Source organism: Hallerella sp. (genome assembly GCF_022776125.1).
Taxonomy (GTDB): Bacteria; Fibrobacterota; Fibrobacteria; order Fibrobacterales; family Fibrobacteraceae; genus Hallerella; species Hallerella succinigenes.
In genome coordinates, this window is the sequence record NZ_JALFIA010000061.1 from 1 (window position 1) to 18,411 (window position 18,411).

9 protein-coding genes are annotated in these 18,411 nt (G+C 50.9%); 6 read left to right on the top strand and 3 right to left on the bottom strand.

The window, feature by feature from the left end:
* From MR847_RS07785 to MR847_RS07805, 5 genes are all read left to right on the top strand, one after another.
* Positions 1 to 4,938 (top strand): glycoside hydrolase family 9 protein (locus MR847_RS07785; protein WP_287723443.1); only part of this gene is annotated, 4,938 nt, incomplete at its 5' end.
* Positions 4,939 to 5,132: 194 nt separating this feature from the next.
* The gene (locus tag MR847_RS07790; protein WP_287723445.1) at positions 5,133 to 10,871 is read left to right on the top strand and encodes a glycoside hydrolase family 9 protein; all 5,739 of its coding nucleotides are present in this window, start codon (positions 5,133 to 5,135) and stop codon (positions 10,869 to 10,871) included.
* Between the two features lie 79 nt (positions 10,872 to 10,950).
* Positions 10,951 to 13,194, top strand: a complete 2,244-nt coding sequence (locus MR847_RS07795) for an ATP-binding protein (RefSeq protein ID WP_287723446.1) — start codon at positions 10,951 to 10,953, stop codon at positions 13,192 to 13,194.
* Entirely contained in the window at positions 13,194 to 13,568 is a 375-nt protein-coding gene (locus MR847_RS07800; protein WP_100426632.1) for a response regulator, read from the top strand. Before MR847_RS07795 ends, MR847_RS07800 begins: the two co-directional genes overlap by 1 nt.
* A gap of 14 nt (positions 13,569 to 13,582) precedes the next feature.
* Complete coding sequence (locus MR847_RS07805) at positions 13,583 to 15,007, top strand: sigma-54-dependent transcriptional regulator (protein WP_100426633.1); 1,425 nt, start codon at positions 13,583 to 13,585, stop codon at positions 15,005 to 15,007.
* A 3-nt stretch (positions 15,008 to 15,010) separates the two neighbouring features.
* Here MR847_RS07805 and MR847_RS07810 read toward each other — a convergent pair whose 3' ends face one another.
* Genes MR847_RS07810 through nrdR form a run of 3 tightly spaced genes read right to left on the bottom strand, consistent with a single transcriptional unit; the run spans position 15,011 to position 17,071 of the window.
* Complete coding sequence (locus MR847_RS07810; protein WP_100426634.1) at positions 15,011 to 15,637, bottom strand: fibrobacter succinogenes major paralogous domain-containing protein; 627 nt, start codon at positions 15,635 to 15,637, stop codon at positions 15,011 to 15,013.
* Positions 15,638 to 15,641: 4 nt separating this feature from the next.
* On the bottom strand, positions 15,642 to 16,598 hold the full coding sequence (locus MR847_RS07815; protein ID WP_106519366.1) for a class I SAM-dependent rRNA methyltransferase: 957 nt from the start codon (positions 16,596 to 16,598) through the stop codon (positions 15,642 to 15,644).
* Positions 16,599 to 16,600: 2 nt separating this feature from the next.
* Complete coding sequence (gene nrdR / locus MR847_RS07820) at positions 16,601 to 17,071, bottom strand: transcriptional regulator NrdR (protein WP_100426636.1); 471 nt, start codon at positions 17,069 to 17,071, stop codon at positions 16,601 to 16,603.
* Between the two features lie 71 nt (positions 17,072 to 17,142).
* Between nrdR and MR847_RS07825 the strand changes: the two genes are divergently transcribed.
* Positions 17,143 to 18,411: glutamine--tRNA ligase/YqeY domain fusion protein (locus MR847_RS07825; protein WP_287723448.1), on the top strand; the 1,269-nt coding region annotated here is incomplete at its 3' end.

Here is an 18,411-nt window from a genome sequence, read left to right on the forward strand (position 1 = left end):
CTCAAAGACGAAGCTACCGGTCTCAAGTACGGCATCGACAACACGACCCGTTTGAAGTACGCCGAAAACGTCGCCTTGATTTTGGGAACCAATATCAGCTATCTCGGCGGTTCGGGATCCGAAAGTGTGACAATCCCGACCTTGAACGGTGCAACACCGGTCTCTTATGGCGACCTCTGGTACAACATGCAGACCGACCAGACCTGGATTTACAACCGTTACCAGGCAGGCAATATTTTTGAAGTTCTCGCCTATTCCGATGTGACCAAGGATCTCGAAGGCGTAAAGCTCCCCCAGAAAGGCGTTCAGAGTTGGAAATCCGCCGAGATGAAAAAGCTCGGAATCAACCAGCTGAACTACATGCTCGGCGTGAACCCGTGGGATGTATCCTTCCTCCTCGGCGTCGGCGATAAGAACGACGCTCACCCGCACCACCGTGCATCGAATCCAGAAGGGAAGAACATGCCGGGTGCAAATTACAAGTATAATCCTCCGACCGGCGCTCTCTTCGGCGGTGTCACTCCGAGTGTTTCGGACGGTAACGCTTGGGCACCAAGCACCATGAGCTGGGAAGATTATCGCCTTTCGGAAACCTGTATTGATGCTACCGCTATGTTCGTCGCATCTTGCGCAGTCGCTGTGAAGGAAGAAGACCGCACCAAGGCTCCTGAACAAGTGAATGTGGAAATCCGCTACGTCGGCTATGATTCCGCCATTGTGAAGATAGCTCAAGACCAGCGCGGTCCGACGATGATCCTTTACAGCACAAGCGAAACCGGTCCGTTCAACCAGATGTTCAAGGATACGGTGAACGCGGTGAGCCATGAAGTTCACATGACGGGCCTCGCCAACGGTACGACGTACTACTTCAAGGTGATTGCAATCAACGCTCGCAGTGAAGCCTATACCACCAAGTGGCTTGTCGACAGCACGAGCACGCCGTTCTCGTTCACGACTCTCGTGAGCCCGCCGGCTGACGCCAACATTCAGAACATCAAGGTTTGTAACCTCTCCGCCGACAGCGCAGAACTTATGTGGTACACGCCGAATGGCCAGTATGAATCCAAGGTTTATTGGGATACGCTTTTGACTTCTTACGACCAGATGACCTGCCCAACATCCCCGACCGGAACCTGTGACTTCGAAGCAAACGCAGACGTTTCGGGTATTCCGACCAGCTTCCATTATGTGAAGTTCGGCGGTTTGAAGGAACAGACGACTTACTACTACTGCGTCCAGAGCAACACCTCGATCCGCTGCACAGACGATGAAGGCATGCCGCTCAAGTTTACGACCCCGGTGACATCTTACGATTTCGAAGTCCGTACATACCAGTATGAATTCGGCGGTCTCGACTTCTTGAACATCAACATTTACAATAATGAAGATCGTCAGTTCGATAGCTTGACTTTACGCCTTTATGTGACAGCAAAGCCGGAACAGATCGAAGCTCTAGCCGGAGAAAACAACCAACCGGGTTCTTGCCCGCTTTTGCTCGACTTGGATATTTGCCAAGCTTATGACGAAGCAGGCTTTAACAAGCCGTGCGAAACCGACCGCGAAATCCGCGACCTTCTTCGCGGCGCCCTTCCGGTGAAGCTTGAAGATACTTACAACTCCGCAACGGGAACCTACGACTGGTACATTCCTATCCCGCTCGGATCGACGACCATCAAGTCTTCTTCCCGTATGCGTATGGACTTAGGCTTCTCCAGGGGTCTTTACCAGAACGGCAAGTGCGATCCGCTCCGTACCGCTCCGGAAAAACGCATGTCCGCGACATCGGGCGACTGGACCTGGGCTCCGCATAAACGCGATATCGACGGAGCCGATTATGCCGGTATGCCGGTCTGGGGCAAGGATGATGGCGACCAGGACGAAGCTCCGGTGAACCCGTATGTGGTCGTTTACCGCAAGGACGAATTCGTGGTCGGTTTCAGCCCATCTTATTCGGAAATGGCAACGAAGCGCGCAAATTACGAAATTTCTGTCGCCTTCAACGAACCGTTCAACGTTTCAAATGGCTCTTACATCCAGATTGACTCTACCACGAGCACCATGCACCTGACGGGCAACGCTACCATTTCGGAAAACGGTTATGTGACCGCCATCTGGGTAAACGGTGTCGCCCTTTCCAAGGATCAGCTTTCGAACGCAGCCGTGTACAACTATGCAACCGGTCGCTTTGACTTGAACATTCCGGTCAAGATGAGCATCGGTACGAACAAAATTGACGTGACGATTTTCGCAGGTCCGGATCCGGATTGCGCCGAATGTCTTGAAAACGGTGGTTGCGCATTTGTAAACCGTACTTACTATGTGCAGTTCAGCAAGGGTGACCGTACCGCAGGCAAGATCCAGCTTCTCCGCGAAGATGGAACTTCTGTGTCGAGCCCGGTGACGGACGATCCGATGAAGTTCAAGGTCTTTGTCAGCGATAAGGACAATGCGCCGAACGAATCGATCCATGTGATGTTCCACAATTCCCGTACAGGCGATTCCACTGAAGTAACCTTGAAACGTAAGAATGAAACTCTCGGCTACTTCGAAAGCGAATGGCTCTCTGCTGTGAACTCGGCAGACGCAAGTCTCCCGAACGTTTCGCTCCTCGGCGGCGATACGGTAACGGTCGTCTACATTGACGTAGAAGATCCGGAAGACTCGACGGCTCAGGCATTCTTCGCCGATCCAACGACTCCGATCCCGCAGAAGGCAATTCTCACGGATGCAGATTGCGATGCAACGGCAGACGCAATGACCATTACCTTCAGCGGTAGCCAGTTTGATGGATCTTCGATCAAGCTCGACAGCGTCCGCCTTTCTCTTGATTCCACAAGCACGACCGCCGCAACGGAAATTCTCGTGACGCCGTCGGAAAAGGTCATCGGTGCAACGGCGAACTTCTCGCTTGCAGGCCTCGGTATTCCGAAGAGTGCGGCTCCGGCAGGTAAGGCTACGATTTACATGACAGAAGACGGAGTTGTGAAGTCATCGGAAAAGACGATTACCGATGGCATCGCTCCGAACCTCATAAGCGTCGCCATTCTTGAAAACGAAAATCACGAAAATGTCCAGGATACGCTCCGTATCGCATTCTCGGAACGCATTACCATGAGCACATCGTCTTGGCCGCTCGCCATTTACGACAGCGAAGGTGCAGAAATTGACCAGAGCACGATCAAGGTAATCAGCGCCAAGTCTTCCGACAACGGCAAAATCTGGGAATACGTGGTCGAAGGCAATACCGAAGGCAACTTCATCAAGCAGGGTTACAAGGCCGTGATTAAGGCTGGTTTCTCGGTTGTCGACTTGGCGACGAATGCCCTCTCCGATTGTAACGGGGCCGTCACGATTATTGAATCTGTACGCCCGGTTCCTGTGAAGTATGCAAATATCATCGACAACGAAGGCGATGGTCAGCCGGATGAAATCTATATCGAATTCACGAAGCTTCTCCGTGAAAAGGATATGCTCGACACGATTGACGTGTACTGGGGCAAGCCGGAAGTCTATATGGCATTCCCAATGCCGAGCTCCGGTTGGGCTCTCGACACCGTTTACGGTGAAAAGGTTGCCAAGTACATTACGAAGATCGACTCTGCAAACGGAACCTGGATCAAGGGTTCTGAAAAGAAGATCTGCTCTAGCTACAAGGATGTGGTGATTTACGACAAATTTGACACAACCTTCACGACCGAAGGCGCGATTGAAAAAATTGACACCATATCTCACCTGTCGCAGATTTGCGAAAGCTACGTGACCACTCAGGATTCGACGTTTGTCCCAGCAATCGATACGATCGGTATCGACTCGGTCCAGAGTACCATAACGGCAATCCGACTCGCGATTACCGGTGATACGTTCAATAAGAAGACCTACGGAAACCGCAACGGCAACGGTATGATCCTGCCGCGCCAGGGTTCGCTCGGAGGCTTCTTCGACGACAATACGGCAACCCTTTACGACAAGTGTCCGCCGATTATCTTGAGCGCAACGATTTCGAAGCCGACAGAATCCTTCTACATTCTCCGTGTGAACCTCTCAGAACCGATGAATGTGAATTCCGCTGCTACGGGCACCAATTACCTGCAGAAGCGCCGTGACGAAAGTCTCTACTGGTTCACCAATACAGGCAAGCTCACAAATACGGGTACGACTTGGACGTTCTCTTACGCAGACGAAGGTTCTGAAAACGAAGTCCATGTCGGTGACTACATCCGTCTCCCGATCGGTACGGAATACTCCATTGCAAGCGATGGTTCATCGAACTTCCCAGGCGAAGAAAACCCGTGGATCCTTGTGCAGGGCGACATCGAAGAAATCTCCTTCAAGGTTCACATGCTCGCGGGCGTGACCTCGGTCCCGGCAGAAAACGACCTCTATGCAGGCAATCTCCCGAAGCGCGACGAAAGCTTCCGCCTTTCCTACTTGGTGGACGACAAAGAAACGCTCATCGCTTCAGGTAAGAATAAGTTGCATGAACTTATCCCGGTGACTTACGACACCTTGACATACATCCACGGCGGCCCGACCTTTGATATCGACGTCGAAATTCCGCTGCTCTTGCAGCTCGATTCCCTTGGCGAAGAAGCCTGGAAGGCAACCTTCAAGATGTCCGCCGATATCTACAGCAACACGGGTAGCCTTGTCGCGCAGACTACCTACTCGTTCACGCTTTCGGATATCGCAAAAACCGCCATGAGTACCGACGGTGTAATCAAGCTCCGCCTCGAATGGGTCACGCATGATGGAATTGCTCCGTTCTCGGAAGCAGGCCGCCACATCGGCACAGGCGCTTACATTTCGAACTTCTCCTTCAAGGCAAACGAAGTCGCTGTGGGCAACACCGCAAACGGCAAGTACAAGAAGGGACAGACGAAAAAGCAGTCTGCAAGCAAAACGAAGACCTTCGGTTTCCGCCGCGTCAAGGGCAAATAGCCTCTTCGTTTCCGAATCCTTACAATTCCAAGGAAACCGAGTCATTCGGTTTCCTTTTTGTTTTTGAAAACACTTCGGGAACAGATTCTCCTACCCTACTTTGGAAATTCATTTTTTGGGGATTCTAAAAAAGGTATTTTTGGAATAGGTGTGTTGGTCATTTGAAGGTTTGGGTTTTTAAAAAGGAGTCCCCAATGGTACGCCTCATTTTTCTGCTTTTAACGTTTGCCGCGCTTTTGTTTGCGGACGATCGCATTCCCAATATCGACTTTACCTGTGACACGTGCAGCCGTCGTTATCTCGACAGTTTGAACGTTTACGACCGCCCCGTAATCCGTGTAAACCAGATCGGTTTCCGTCCCTCGGATAATCACAAGTTCGCCTTTGTCGCAGAACCGACAGCGATGACGTTCAAGGTAGTGGACGCTTCGAGCGGAACCTCTGCATGGGAAGGCAACCTGACACCGCTAGGAACTTGGACAAAGCCCGGCATTTGGGTCAATGGAGCATTCTCCTCTATCCATACGGTTTATGAATTTGGCGATACCACTTCTTCGGGAACAGAAAATCTCTACAGTGCCGATTTTTCGGGCTTGAGTGCACCAGGAACCTACTTTATCGTTGTCGGCCAAGACACCTCTTTTAACTTTATTATCAACGAATACATTTTCAACGCGGTCTTTGAAACGACCTTGAAGTTCTTTGGAATTCAACGTTGCGGCAATACAAATTCACATCTTCACGGAGCTTGCCATACAAAAGACGGTTCCGCGATCGGTTTCGATTTGAGCGGCGGTTGGCATGACTGCGGAGACCATTTCAAGGTGAGCCAGACCCTCGGTTATGCAGCCTTCGTGCTTTCGATTGCATATAACGTATATTCCGAACGTGCGGAAGACCGTTTTGGCGCTTCTTATGCGGACACGGTGACGACGGACGGCATTCCGGACATTCTTTGGGAAGCGAAGATCGGTGTGGACTGGATCTACAAGATGTATAAAGCTTCGAAGGCCGACGGTTTGATTGAACAGGGAGACATGTATCATTCCGTTGCTGTCAGTTCTGCTGACCACCAGTTCTGGGATGTGCCTGAGCATCAAGATGCCCAGAGCCCCGCCAAAGGCGGCGCTCCGCGACCTGTCGCGGCCGGGATCGGTACGAACGCGGCGGGCATGTTTGCCGCTGCGATGGCCTTCTTTGCCGTTGGCTGGGAAATGTATGAAGACGACAACTATTCGGATTCTTTGATTGCAGCCGCCGCCGATATTTACAAGAATATCATTGCAAAATACGCTCCGGACGGCAAGAATACCGATAATCTCGAAGGTTTTTATACCGGCGGTGGTCCGCTTTATGACGACGCAGCGGCCGCTGCCCTCGCCCTTTGGTATGCCACGAAGGACACCACTTACGCATACGACCTTTACAAAAATCCGGCGATTAACAACAACGCAAGCAATTACAAATACAACCTTCCATATTTCCGCGGTGGTTACATGGGCCACACGAGCGGCTTCTATCCGGGCGGTTGGATGACGGACTATGAAAACATCCACGCCTATGTGCTTTTTGCTTTCGATAAGCTCATTCTTCCGACAGTGGCCAAGGCCCAGAGCTACGGCATTTCTTCCGAAGAACGCGACACTCTTTTGACTCGCATCATTGCGACCATGACCCGCTTGACCGACGACGGAACACAGGGCGATTCCACCGTCAGCACAAACCCCTACGGATCCTTTACCATTGTGCCGCCGTACAACCTGGTTTGGACTTCGAGCGACTGGGGCTTTAACCGTTACAACATGGGTGCCGCAAACGCCGTATTCATGCTCTACGACATGACTGGCGATGAACAGTATTTGAACGTTGCACTCGATAACTTCTATTACAACATGGGCGCAAATCCATGGGGTCTTTCCTTCATCATGGGCACAGGAACCCGTAATGAAAACCACCCGCATAACCGCGCCGCAAACCCGGACGGCTATAATGCAGGCGGCATGCCATATGAATACACCTGCCCGAAGGGCGCTCTCATGGGCGGCTCCGCTCCGGAAAAAACTTTGAAGGACGACTGGAACGACTACACCGCCACTGAAACCTGCATCGACTTCTCAGCCCAGTTCGTGATTCCTGGCCTGAGCCTCTCCAAAAAAGTTCCGGAAGATGTCGACGGGCCGATCTTCTCGAATATTGCGGGAACAGCCATCACGGATACATCTGCCGTCATCAGCTGGAATACAGACGAACGAGCGATCGTGACCGTTTACTACGGAACCTCTGCCGACGCAGCCAAGGTAGACTCCGTGACAGCAACAGCGGGCGTCGGAGGTTCGGTAACGATTACAGGCCTTACCGCAGGAACGACTTACTACTTCTACCTCGTCGGTCATGACGTAAAACAGAATTATACAACCGACGACAATCACGGTCTGTGGTATTCCTGGACGCAGACGACGACCTCGGTCAATATTTCGGGGGTGACGATTTGCCAGGTGACGAACAACAGCGCCCACATTTACTGGTGGACGGGAGACGTCGCCATGACGGGCCTTGTACAGTACGGCACCTCTTCCGCTGCGCTTTCGAATTCGACCATAGCGGATTCCGGCAAGGCGGTTCGCTTCCATGAAGCGATCCTCACCGATCTCGATCCGGGTCAAACCTATTACTTTGACGTGGTGTCCGGTGCGACGACCGAAAACAATTCCGGTTCGCACTACAGCTTTACCACATCTTCGGAAGCGACTTTTGTGGATTTCCGCGTTTACGTGAAGCCCGCAAAAAAGAATTCCTCTTGCACCGACTGGAAGAGCTGCAACACGTTCTTTGTGATCGTAACGAACAGCGATACGCTCCCCTACTCGGACGTGGAACTTCGTTTCTACTTGAACCAGAGCGTTTCTGCAACAGGCTGGGGACAGCTTGTAAAGGTCTCTTACGACGACACTTCGTCGATGTCGCTTGACTATGGTGCAGCAGAGTTCGACGCGACAAGCGGAGGATACTACTTGCCGATTACCTTGAAAGGCACAATCGGCGTTTCGAGCAGCTTCCAGTTTGAAATGCAGTTTACAAATGCCACCTACGGAGATTTGGACGGATCCTGGTCGCTGCGCGCTCATACGGATTCAACGGATCCGGAATACTTTGCAGGAATTGACCTCACCAAGGGGCCTCTTTACACGGGATCGGAATCTTCTTTCCTCGAAGAAGTAAACGGCGTCACGGAAACCGCTTATACAAAGGATCCGTACGTAACGATCTTCTACCACGGCACGCACATCTACGGCTACCCGCCTGATTACGACGCCTCTTCGAGCGATCTTTCAATTTCCCGGACCATCACGCTCGATTTCGTGAGCCCGTTTGAATCCCCGGCAACGTCCAAGGAAGATACGGTCAATACGGCAACGTACAGCGGCGAAAGCACCGTTTCTCCGTCGGGCTTCCTCGACGACTTCGAAGGCAACGGAGTTTCTTACTTCAGTTCGAATACGCAGTACGTGAACAAGTACGACGATTATATTTTCTCGATTTCCAAGAACCTCGCCTACGGCAACAACATGATCGATTGGGTCTCTTGGCACAATCACGGTGCAAACGCCAAGGGCAGTTACGATTGCGCCTGTAAGGTTGTCCGTTCAAATGTGGAATGGGACTCCATTGTGACTCCGCTCGAAAAGCGTTACCTTGTATTCAACAAGGATACCGCCAAGGCTTATATCGGCAAGCGCGCCCAGGTGATCGTGACTTTGTACGATTCTACCGGAGCGGTCATTACGGATGACGACATCACGATTTCACTCTCGGTCGAAAACGGTTCCGCGTTTTTCTACACCTCGGCGACAGCGGATATTTCAACGACATCTCTAACTCTGGTGAACGGCACCGCGACCTTCTACGTCACCAGTGATACGCCTCTCGAAACGATTCTGTACGCAAGCTCGATTTCTTCGAGTTCCAAGTACAATTACACTTCCGCAAAGGCAGTCCTTTTGATTGAAGAACTTCCCCCTTGGCCGATCATCGACTATGCCAGGATGCTCGACTCGGACTGCGACAACATTCCGGATCAGTTGCAGATTCTCTTGACCGCCTCCTACCAGAGCGAACAGAGCTTTAGCTCCGTCTCCTTCGAATACCGCGGCGATACGATTACCGTTTCGAGTGCAGATACTCAGGATTCGCTGATCACGATTCACTTTACCTCAAAGGACTTTTCTGTGTATACGAACCCGGAAGGTTCCATCACCCTCAAAAGCAACATCAGCGGCGAAACGAAAACGCACACCGATTACTACCAGGACGGCATTTCTCCTGCGATTCTTTCGCTTTCCGTTTTAGAACGTTTGGATACCGCCACGGTGGACCGAATCTACCTCCAGTTCTCGGAACCGATTTCTGCACCGGGTCTCGCGTGGCCGCTCGCCCTGTTTGACGCAAGCGGGAATCCGTTAGACATCACGCCGAGCGTTACAAGTTCCAAACTTTACAACGAAGCCTTGAACGTTTGGGAATACACGATTTCCTTTGATGCAAATGGCAACTCTCTCATCACCGAAGGCATGAAGGGTCAGCTGCTCGCCTCTGCATCGATTACAGACAAATCGGGCAATGGAATTTCGACAATCTGCTCGCAGCCGATTCTCACGTTCACCCTTAAGATTATGCCTATCCCGCTCAAGTACGCAAGCATTACTGACAGCGACGGCGATGGCCTCGCCGACCAGGTCTTTGCCGAATTCACACAGAAAGTGGACAGCCGTCATGCGCCGGACAGCGTCTCGGTAATCTTCGGCAGTGCCGTTCCGGAAACACTCTGGACGAACACCTTTAACTGGAATTCCGAAAGAACCGCAGCGACGATCAAGCTCGACCCTGCATTTAAGCTCGGCAACACGAACGGCAACTACTCGGGGATTTCTTCGAAGGGTGGCGATATCGTCGGTGCAGGCCTCTTGACCCAGCACAAGGGTAACGGCGCAAACTACGAAAGCGATTCCACTCTCGCCGAAGACAAGACAGGTCCTGTAATTGTCGCCGGAACGATTAACGAAGCGGGTTCCTTTGTTTCGCTCCTTGTCGAAGCGAGTGAACCGCTTGTCGTCAGAGACTCGACTTTGGACTTGATCCAGCGTGAACGCAGCGGTCCGGTAAACGTCCGCGCCTACCGTTGGACTCTTGGCTCGAACACGTTCAACATGCTTTACGAGCAGAGCTCGGAAACCGCAGTCCAGGAAGGCGACCGTATTCGCTTCACACCGCAAGACGGAAGCCTCTTCCTCGACAAGAACGGCAACCAGCCGTCGCTTGAAAATCCTTGGGCAACCGTTGTAGGTTCGGGCAATCCGCAGATTACGTTCGATGTCCACCCGGCACATCCGATTTCCGACATTTCTTCGTCCATGTCCGAAACCTGTACCGAAGCAAAGGAACCGTTCCGCCTGATCGTTTTGAACCAGGAAACGCGCAAATGGGATATTTACAAAAAGGATCAACTCGTGGAAAGCGTCGATACCAACGCCTACCAATTTGACGGAATGCTTTATGTCATCGATATGGGTATTCCGCGCGGCACAAGCTTCGGTGAAGATCCGGCATGGAAATCGATCCTTCTCAGTGTCGATATGCCGTTCTACACGAACCTTGGAACCTTTGTAAACCGTTATGACCGCGACTTCAACCTGACGCCGACATATCTGTCGAGCGATAACCAGGTCCTGATGCGCTTGCAGTGGCTCTCGAACTGCACCAAGGGACTTTCCTCGGAAAGCGGACGCGCCATCGGTACAGGCGCATATATTTCGAAAATCGATATCGGAGCGAAGTTCATTCCGAATACCGAACTGGACGACGAAACGGTCAAGCGCTTCTCGTCGAAGGATAGCTACACCAAGACGCAAACTTTCGGCATCCGTCGCATCCAATAATTTTCTTTTTCTACTAAATTTAAAGTACGTCGTTTCTGGCGTACTTTCTTAAATTATTTCGGTAGGGAATTTTTCAAAAATGGAAGCATTTAAATTCAGCATTCACTTTTTGCATGGGTTTATCGCCCTTCTGACTTGCATTGTTTTGCTTCCCATGATTCTTTCGACGACTCTTTCGAATACGTTTGCAAAGCATCTTCAAAGAAATCTGATTTACCTGCTGATCCTAAACATTTTATGGAATGTTCTTGCGTTTATTGAACAGCTCCCCCGCGTTTATATTTCCGATGAAATCCGCTATACGATCTACATTCTAGGCGTCCTTTGCTGGGTACAGTACGGTTATGCGATTTTCCGTGTTGTTTACGGAATGGCGGGTGAAAATCTGAGACCGATTTGGCGGAAGGTCCGCATATTTCTCAACATCTGGAATTTCATCGGCGTCATCTTTTGCCTTATTACTGGCTTTGCGGGTAAATTTTACACCGGTATCGTGTCGACGTGGTACGGCTTTACAGCCGCAAACTCGGTTCTTGCAAACATCGCCATTTTAATTTTCTTGATTATTCCGGTATTCTTTTCTGCAATTATTTCTTATCAGCAGATGCATACCACCCATGCGGAAAAGATTTTCCGTTCTATTTTCGTTTCGCAGATGTCTGCAATCATTGCAGGCTTTATCATGGACGCGATTCTTCCGGCCTTGGGACTTTTTATCTACGGCGAAAGCGCTTCCATTTTCCTTTTTATCATCACCCTCTTCCTGTACCGAGCCAACACAATTCTTGCCCGAACAGGCATCGACATGCCGAAGTCCTTGAAGCATGTGATTCAGGAACTCGATGAAGGCATTCTCATTTTGAATTCCAAAGGAAAGATTGAACTTTCGAACCGTGCAGCTTGCAAGCTTTTTGGCGTCGGCGAAAAAGCGCTCCTGCAAAAATCGATTACCCAATTCATTCCGGACATCACTGTGCTCGGACCGATGAACAACATCCCGATTTACCTCAAGAACAATTCCGTTTCAGCGACAATCACGATTACCCCGCTCACCTCGAATGGAATCCTCTATGGCTACAAGGCGCTTCTGCGAGACCTTCGCAAGAACAACGACATGCAGCAGAGGTTCTCCCGCTTGCAGGCAGAATTCAACGACGAACGCGATTCCATCCGACTGCGCATTGTGAACCTGCAACAGCTCTACCAGCAGCAACAGATTTTCTTGAATTCCCTCTTGAACAATCTTCCGTCGCGCCTCTGGGCTAAAAATTTGAAAGGCGCTTACACCCAGCAGAACAACAAGGACATCGCCGTCCGCGGAAACATCAAGAGCCATATCGAAGACCCGATTTTTACCCCACAAGAAGCCCAGGCGATGGAAAGCCCCGGCAAGACTGTTGTGCAAAACGAAACAACCATCGACGAAAACGGCAAGAAGCATTGGGAAAAGCATACCGTGGTTCCTTTGTACGACGAAGCCTTCCGCATCAAAGGCGTTTTGGGCCTGATCGAAGATACGACCGATTTCCACGCTCTCGAAGAAGAACGTAACCAGCTCCGAGAAAACCTCGTTAAGGCTTCTACCTTCGAAGACATGAGCAATGTCGCCGGCGGTCTCGCCCACGACTTCAACAACTTGCTCGCCGGCATCATCGGCTACCGCGATCTCGCCGAAGCGACTCTTCCTAAATCTGAAGATTGCGCCCGTACAAAAAAATACTTGGGCAATATGCAAAAGTCTTTGACAAACGCAACGGAACTCATCAAACGCACCTACGACCAGCTCAAGGAACGTCAGGACGACCAAAAGAACGTCGCCGTCAATTTCAACGTGGGACTTGTTTTCGACGAAGTGCGCAATGCGCTTTCCGCAACGCTTCCAGACAACATTCAAATACTCAAGAATGCGACAGACGACATGATCGCCTTCGGCAACCAGACGGACTTCCACCGCATTATGCTGAACATGGGCAAGAACGCGATTTTCGCCATGAAGCAAGGCGGAACGCTCACCTATGGCTGTCACGAAGTCGAAGTCACCGAGCAGATTGTGACCCAGTTCTCTACGATTCCTGTCGGAAAGTATCTCTACGTTTCGGTCTTGGATACCGGTGTAGGCATGGCACCCGATGTGGTCAAGCACATCTTTACCCCATATTTCACGACCCGAGCGCCGGGTCAGGGCATGGGAATTGGCCTTGCAGTCGCTATGCGACTCATAAAAGCAGCCGGTGCGTATTTGAATCTGGAAACAACAATCGGAAAAGGAACTAAATTTATCTTGTATTGGCCTATTGCTAAAAAAATGGGAGGAATTTCTTAATGCCTAAAGTACTTATCATCGACGACGAAAAAGATATTCGTTCCGTTCTGAAGGACATGCTCGGCATGTCTGGTTATGACGTGGATACCGCCGAAGACGGTCGCAAGGCAAAAGAACTTTACGACAAGACGGATTATGACGTAGTCATCACCGACATCATCATGCCGGAACAGGATGGTTTTGAAGTGATTTTGGACTACCGCAACAAGAATCAGCTCGACCGCATTATTGCAATCAGCGGCGGCGGACGTACTTCTTCGGAAGACTACCTGAACATCGCAAGTCACTTTGGAGTGTCTTCGATTTTCTCCAAGCCGCCTAACTACAAGGACCTGATTGCCAAGGTCGACGAAATCGTTGCATCTCACGCTTAAGGATTAGCAAACAGATGAACGTCCTGTTGGCAGACGCAGACAGGAGGGTGATAGACCATGTGACTTCCACGTGGTCCCTTTCTGATGTGTCTTTATTTACAGTTTTGAACTCGACAGCCCTTTTTAACACCATCGAAGAAAATCACATCGACTTTGCCTTTATCGATATTTCTTTGCTGTTGCATAAAGACGTCGATGTCATCAGTTTCTTAAAATCGCACAATCCTGATGCGGAGGTGATTCTTCTTTGTACGCAATCCACAGCGAAAGAAGCAGAAAAAGCCCTTTCCCATGGAGCGGCTTCGTATCTCGTCAAGCCGGTCGAAGTCCGTACCTTAGAAGATGTCGCCAAAAAGTATTTGCAGGGCCTCGAACATTCGAGCAGCTACCGTGAACTGCAAGACCATTTGCTGGGTAACCTTCTCGGCGATACGCCCGAGATGCAAAAGATTCTCCGTCTGCTGAACAAGGTCGCTCCGACGACTAGTTCCGTGCTGATTACGGGCGAATCCGGTTCGGGTAAGGAATTTATCGCCCGCATCGTGCACCGTCTTTCGAAGCGCGCGAACGAACCGTTTGTCGCCGTGAACTGCAGCGCGATTCCGGAGAACCTGGTTGAAAGTGAACTCTTCGGCAGCAAAAAAGGATCCTTCACCGGTGCAACCGCCGACAAGAAAGGCCTTTTTGAAGAAGCGAACGGTGGCACCCTTTTCCTCGACGAAATCGGAGACCTTTCGCTCGCCACGCAGGTGAAGCTTCTCCGCTTTTTGCAGAGCCACGAAACCCGTCGCGTCGGCGAAACCGAAACACGTTACTTGGACGTCCGCATTATTGCGGCTACGAATGCGGATCTTTCGAAAGCGATGGCGAACAAGACCTTCCGCGAAGATCTTTACTACCGCCTGAACACGTTTCATTTGAACGTACCGCCACTCAGAGAACGCCGTTCGACGATTCCGAGCCTCGTCAAGTACTTTATTCTCCAGTTCGAAAAAGAGCAGAACAAGCTCATTCAAAAAATCGAGCCTGCCGCTCAGATGGCGCTTGCGACTTACAACTACCCGGGCAACGTCCGCGAACTCGAAAACATTATCGAACACGCGATCGTGCTTTCTGAAAACGGAACCATCCGTTTAGAAGACTTGCCCGAAGAACTAAGTTCGCAGCCTTTGCGCCAGAATAAAGAACTTTTGCCCGCTCCGAAAAAACACTCTCCTTCGAACGAAGAGCCTTTCGAATCCGTACAAAGTAATTCCGAAGTCAAAGCAATCGGTTACGGAAATCCGGAAGAAATCATTACCCTCGACGAACTGGAAAAGCGCCACATTCTGCACGCACTGGATGTATGCAAAGGCAACAAGACGGAAGTCGCAGAACGTTTAGGCATTAGCCGCGCCACGCTTTGGCGTAAGCTCAAAGATCACAAAATCGAAATTTGATTTTTATTTGACGCAACGAACCGAAAACCCAAAGGTTTTCGGTTTTGTCATATAGGAAAATCCCATCGATTTGGAACTCATGTACCAAACGTTTGCCTCTTCGCCTTCGGCACTTGCACTCCAGAAGAAAGCGATCTTGCTCAAATTTCCATAATTGCCATCATCAAAGCGATTTCCGGCAGGCATGGCGCTGAATTTGAGAGTATCGTTGCCGTTCGTTTCGCCCGACCAACCATAATCGGTTTTCAAAAGATAGGCGACGTTGAAGTCCGCACCGGCTGCGGTCCAAAGGCTTTCAAAATCTTCGTCCGTGGGCAAGCGATATCCCGCAGGGCAAGCCTGTATTGCCGCCTCCCAAGTATAAAGCCTTCCGTAAGCCATGCAGTTGTTTTCATCTTCTGCATAGCAGTAACTGTTAGGCACATTCAAATTCAGATTGTCGGCAAACCATTCGCGGTCGGCGATTTTTACCGTACGATACTTTTGCTTGTCGCGGGAATCCGTCACTTCCGACTTTTTCAATTTTGCGACCTTTGCCGTTTTTGCCTTGCCGGACTTCGACGTTTTTGCCGCTTCGGATGTGCAGAACAAAAGAAGAACCAAACAAAGGAGAACCTGGACGGATTTCATTCGACTACCCCACTTCAATCATGACAGCAGAAAGGGCGCTTTCCTTGCGTTTGCCAGAACCCGGAAAATCCATTCCCTGTCCACGTGCCCAGGCGATTTTCGCCTGCGGGAATTGTTCTTTGACAGTCGCCAAGGTTTCTTTCGCAAGGCTTTCCGGCGTAAATGCGCTGTAATTGGTGCTCGCGAGAAAGAACGCTCCCGGAGCAAGAAGTCCTGCGACTTCGGCGACCAGGGGCTGAAAATCTGTTTTCACCGAAAAGACCTTTCCCTTGTTCCGGGAAAAACTCGGCGGATCGAGAACAACGCCATCGAATTTAAAGCCTTTGCGCAGGCACCACGCCAAATATTCTCGACTGTCGCCTTTAAAGAATTCTCCCTTCAACGGTTCAAGGCCGTTCAACCGGTAATTCTCCCTGCCCTTTTCCAAAATTTTTCCGCTGATGTCCGCATTGACCGCACGGGTCGCTCCACCGATACGGGCGTGCACCGCAAAGCTGCAGGTGTAGCTAAAAAGGTTCAGCACTTCTTTTCCCCGGGCGCGGGCTTCTACATCCAAGCGCCCATCTCGCATGTCCAAAAAGAGGCCCGGATTGACCGTATCGAGAAGGTCTACGTGAAAACGGCAATTCCCTTCGCGGACAACCGTCGAAGATTTCGTTTCGCTGCCGAGTTCTACATGCATTTCGGGCTTTTCCAAAGATTTACCCGACGGAGAAAGGCGGAACTTGGAGACAATAAATTTCGGAGCAAAAACCTTTTTGACCGCTTTCGCGATTTCATGCTCACGGGAAAGCAGTTCCGGGCCAAAATATTGAACTTGAAAACGATCGCCGTACTGGTCGATTGCAACGCCCGGAAATCCATCGTCCGAGCCATTGACAACGCGAAAAGCATCGGTCAATTCTAAAAGAGAAGAACGCTTGGAAAAAGCTTTTTCAAGAAGGCTTTGAAAATCGTTCACGGCTACTTTTCTTTGACCGAACTGGCGACCGGCGGATCGAGCTGCATCACCTGCTTCACGAATTCGTTGACTTCCTTGAACTCGCGATAGACAGAGGCAAAGCGAACATAGGCGACGGCATCGATCTTGCGAAGCTCTTCCATCACCAAATTGCCGATTTCATCGTAGCGCACTTCCTGGCTTTCACTTGTCATCAAAGCGTTCTCGACTCGAGTCACGATTTCTTCAATGAGGCGACGGCTCACGGGGCGCTTTTTACAAGCTGCATCGATACCGGAGATAAGCTTTTCCCGCTTGAACGGTTCATGACGGCCATCCCTTTTTGTAACGGTCAACGGGACAACTTCGACATATTCGTAAGTTGTAAAACGCCTTCCGCAGGCAAGGCATTCGCGGCGACGACGGATCGAAAGACCGCTAGAGCGACTATCGACAACTTTGTCTTCTGTATGGTGGCAATAAGGACAAATCATACGCAACGAATATAGTTTTTTCGCCAAACCTTTTCTAACTTTTCAAATGAAATTCCCTTCTGGAGAACATTATGGATATCCCGGAATCTACCAACTTTATTCAAGATATCATCGTTGACGATTTGAAGACCGGAAAACGCGATCACGTTTTGACCCGTTTCCCGCCGGAACCAAACGGTTATATTCACATTGGACACGCCAAGAGCATTTGCTTGAACTTCGGCACCGCGAAAAAGTTCTGTGGCAAGACAAACCTCCGTTTTGACGATACGAACCCGACAAAGGAAGACACCGAATACGTCGATTCCATTTACAACGACGTGCATTGGCTCGGTTTCAACTGGGAAGAACCGGTGCACTATGCTAGCGACTACTATGACCAGCTTTATGATTTTGCAGAACAGCTGATCCAGCTCGGCAAGGCTTACGTCGATGACCTGTCTCCGGAAGAAATGCGCGAATACCGCGGCAATGACGCAGGTAAGCCGTCGAAGCCGTCGCCGTACCGCGATCGTAGCATCGAAGAAAACCTGGACCTTTTCCGCCGCATGAAGGCGGGTGAATTTGCCGACGGCGCAAAGACGCTCCGTGCAAAGCTCGACCTCTCAAGCCCGAACATGAACATGCGTGACCCTGCGGTCTACCGCATTAAGCATGCGACGCACCACCGCACCGGCGACAAGTGGTGCATCTACCCGATGTACGACTTTGCCCACCCGCTTTCGGACTGGATTGAAGGGATTACGCACTCGATCTGCACTCTCGAATTCGAAGCACACCGTCCGCTGTACAACTGGTTCCTCGAAACCTTGAATTTGAAAAACCGTCCGCAGCAGATTGAGTTCGCCCGCTTGAACCTCTCCTACACGGTGATGAGCAAGCGCAAGCTTTTGGAACTCGTGAAGAGTGGCCGCGTGATGGGTTGGGACGACCCGCGCATGCCGACGGTCTGCGGTTTCCGCCGCCGTGGCTACACCCCGTCTTCAATCCGTGAATTCTGCGACCGCATCGGCATTTCCAAGGCAGACAGCATGGTCGACATCAACCTGCTCTACTTCTGCATCCGCGAAGAATTGAACAGAACCGCTAGCCGCGCCATGGCCGTTCTCGATCCTATCAAGGTTGTGATCGACAACTGGGAAGACGGCAAGGTCGAAGAAGTCGATGTCGAAAACAATCCGGAAGATCCGAATGCGGGTACCCGCAAGGTTCCGTTCGGCAAGGAACTCTTCATTGAACGCGACGACTTCATGGAAAATCCGCCGAAAAAGTACTTCCGACTCAAACCGGACGGCGAAGTCCGTCTCAAAGGCGCTTACTTCGTCAAATGCGTCAGCGTG

Coding starts and splice junctions, on each gene's coding strand:
- nrdR (WP_100426636.1), bottom strand. CDS start 17,071: ATGATTTGTCCTTATTGCCACCATACAGAAGACAAAGTTGTCGATAGT.
- MR847_RS07800 (WP_100426632.1), top strand. CDS start 13,194: ATGCCTAAAGTACTTATCATCGACGACGAAAAAGATATTCGTTCCGTT.
- MR847_RS07810 (WP_100426634.1), bottom strand. CDS start 15,637: ATGAAATCCGTCCAGGTTCTCCTTTGTTTGGTTCTTCTTTTGTTCTGC.
- MR847_RS07795 (WP_287723446.1), top strand. CDS start 10,951: ATGGAAGCATTTAAATTCAGCATTCACTTTTTGCATGGGTTTATCGCC.
- MR847_RS07790 (WP_287723445.1), top strand. CDS start 5,133: ATGGTACGCCTCATTTTTCTGCTTTTAACGTTTGCCGCGCTTTTGTTT.
- MR847_RS07805 (WP_100426633.1), top strand. CDS start 13,583: ATGAACGTCCTGTTGGCAGACGCAGACAGGAGGGTGATAGACCATGTG.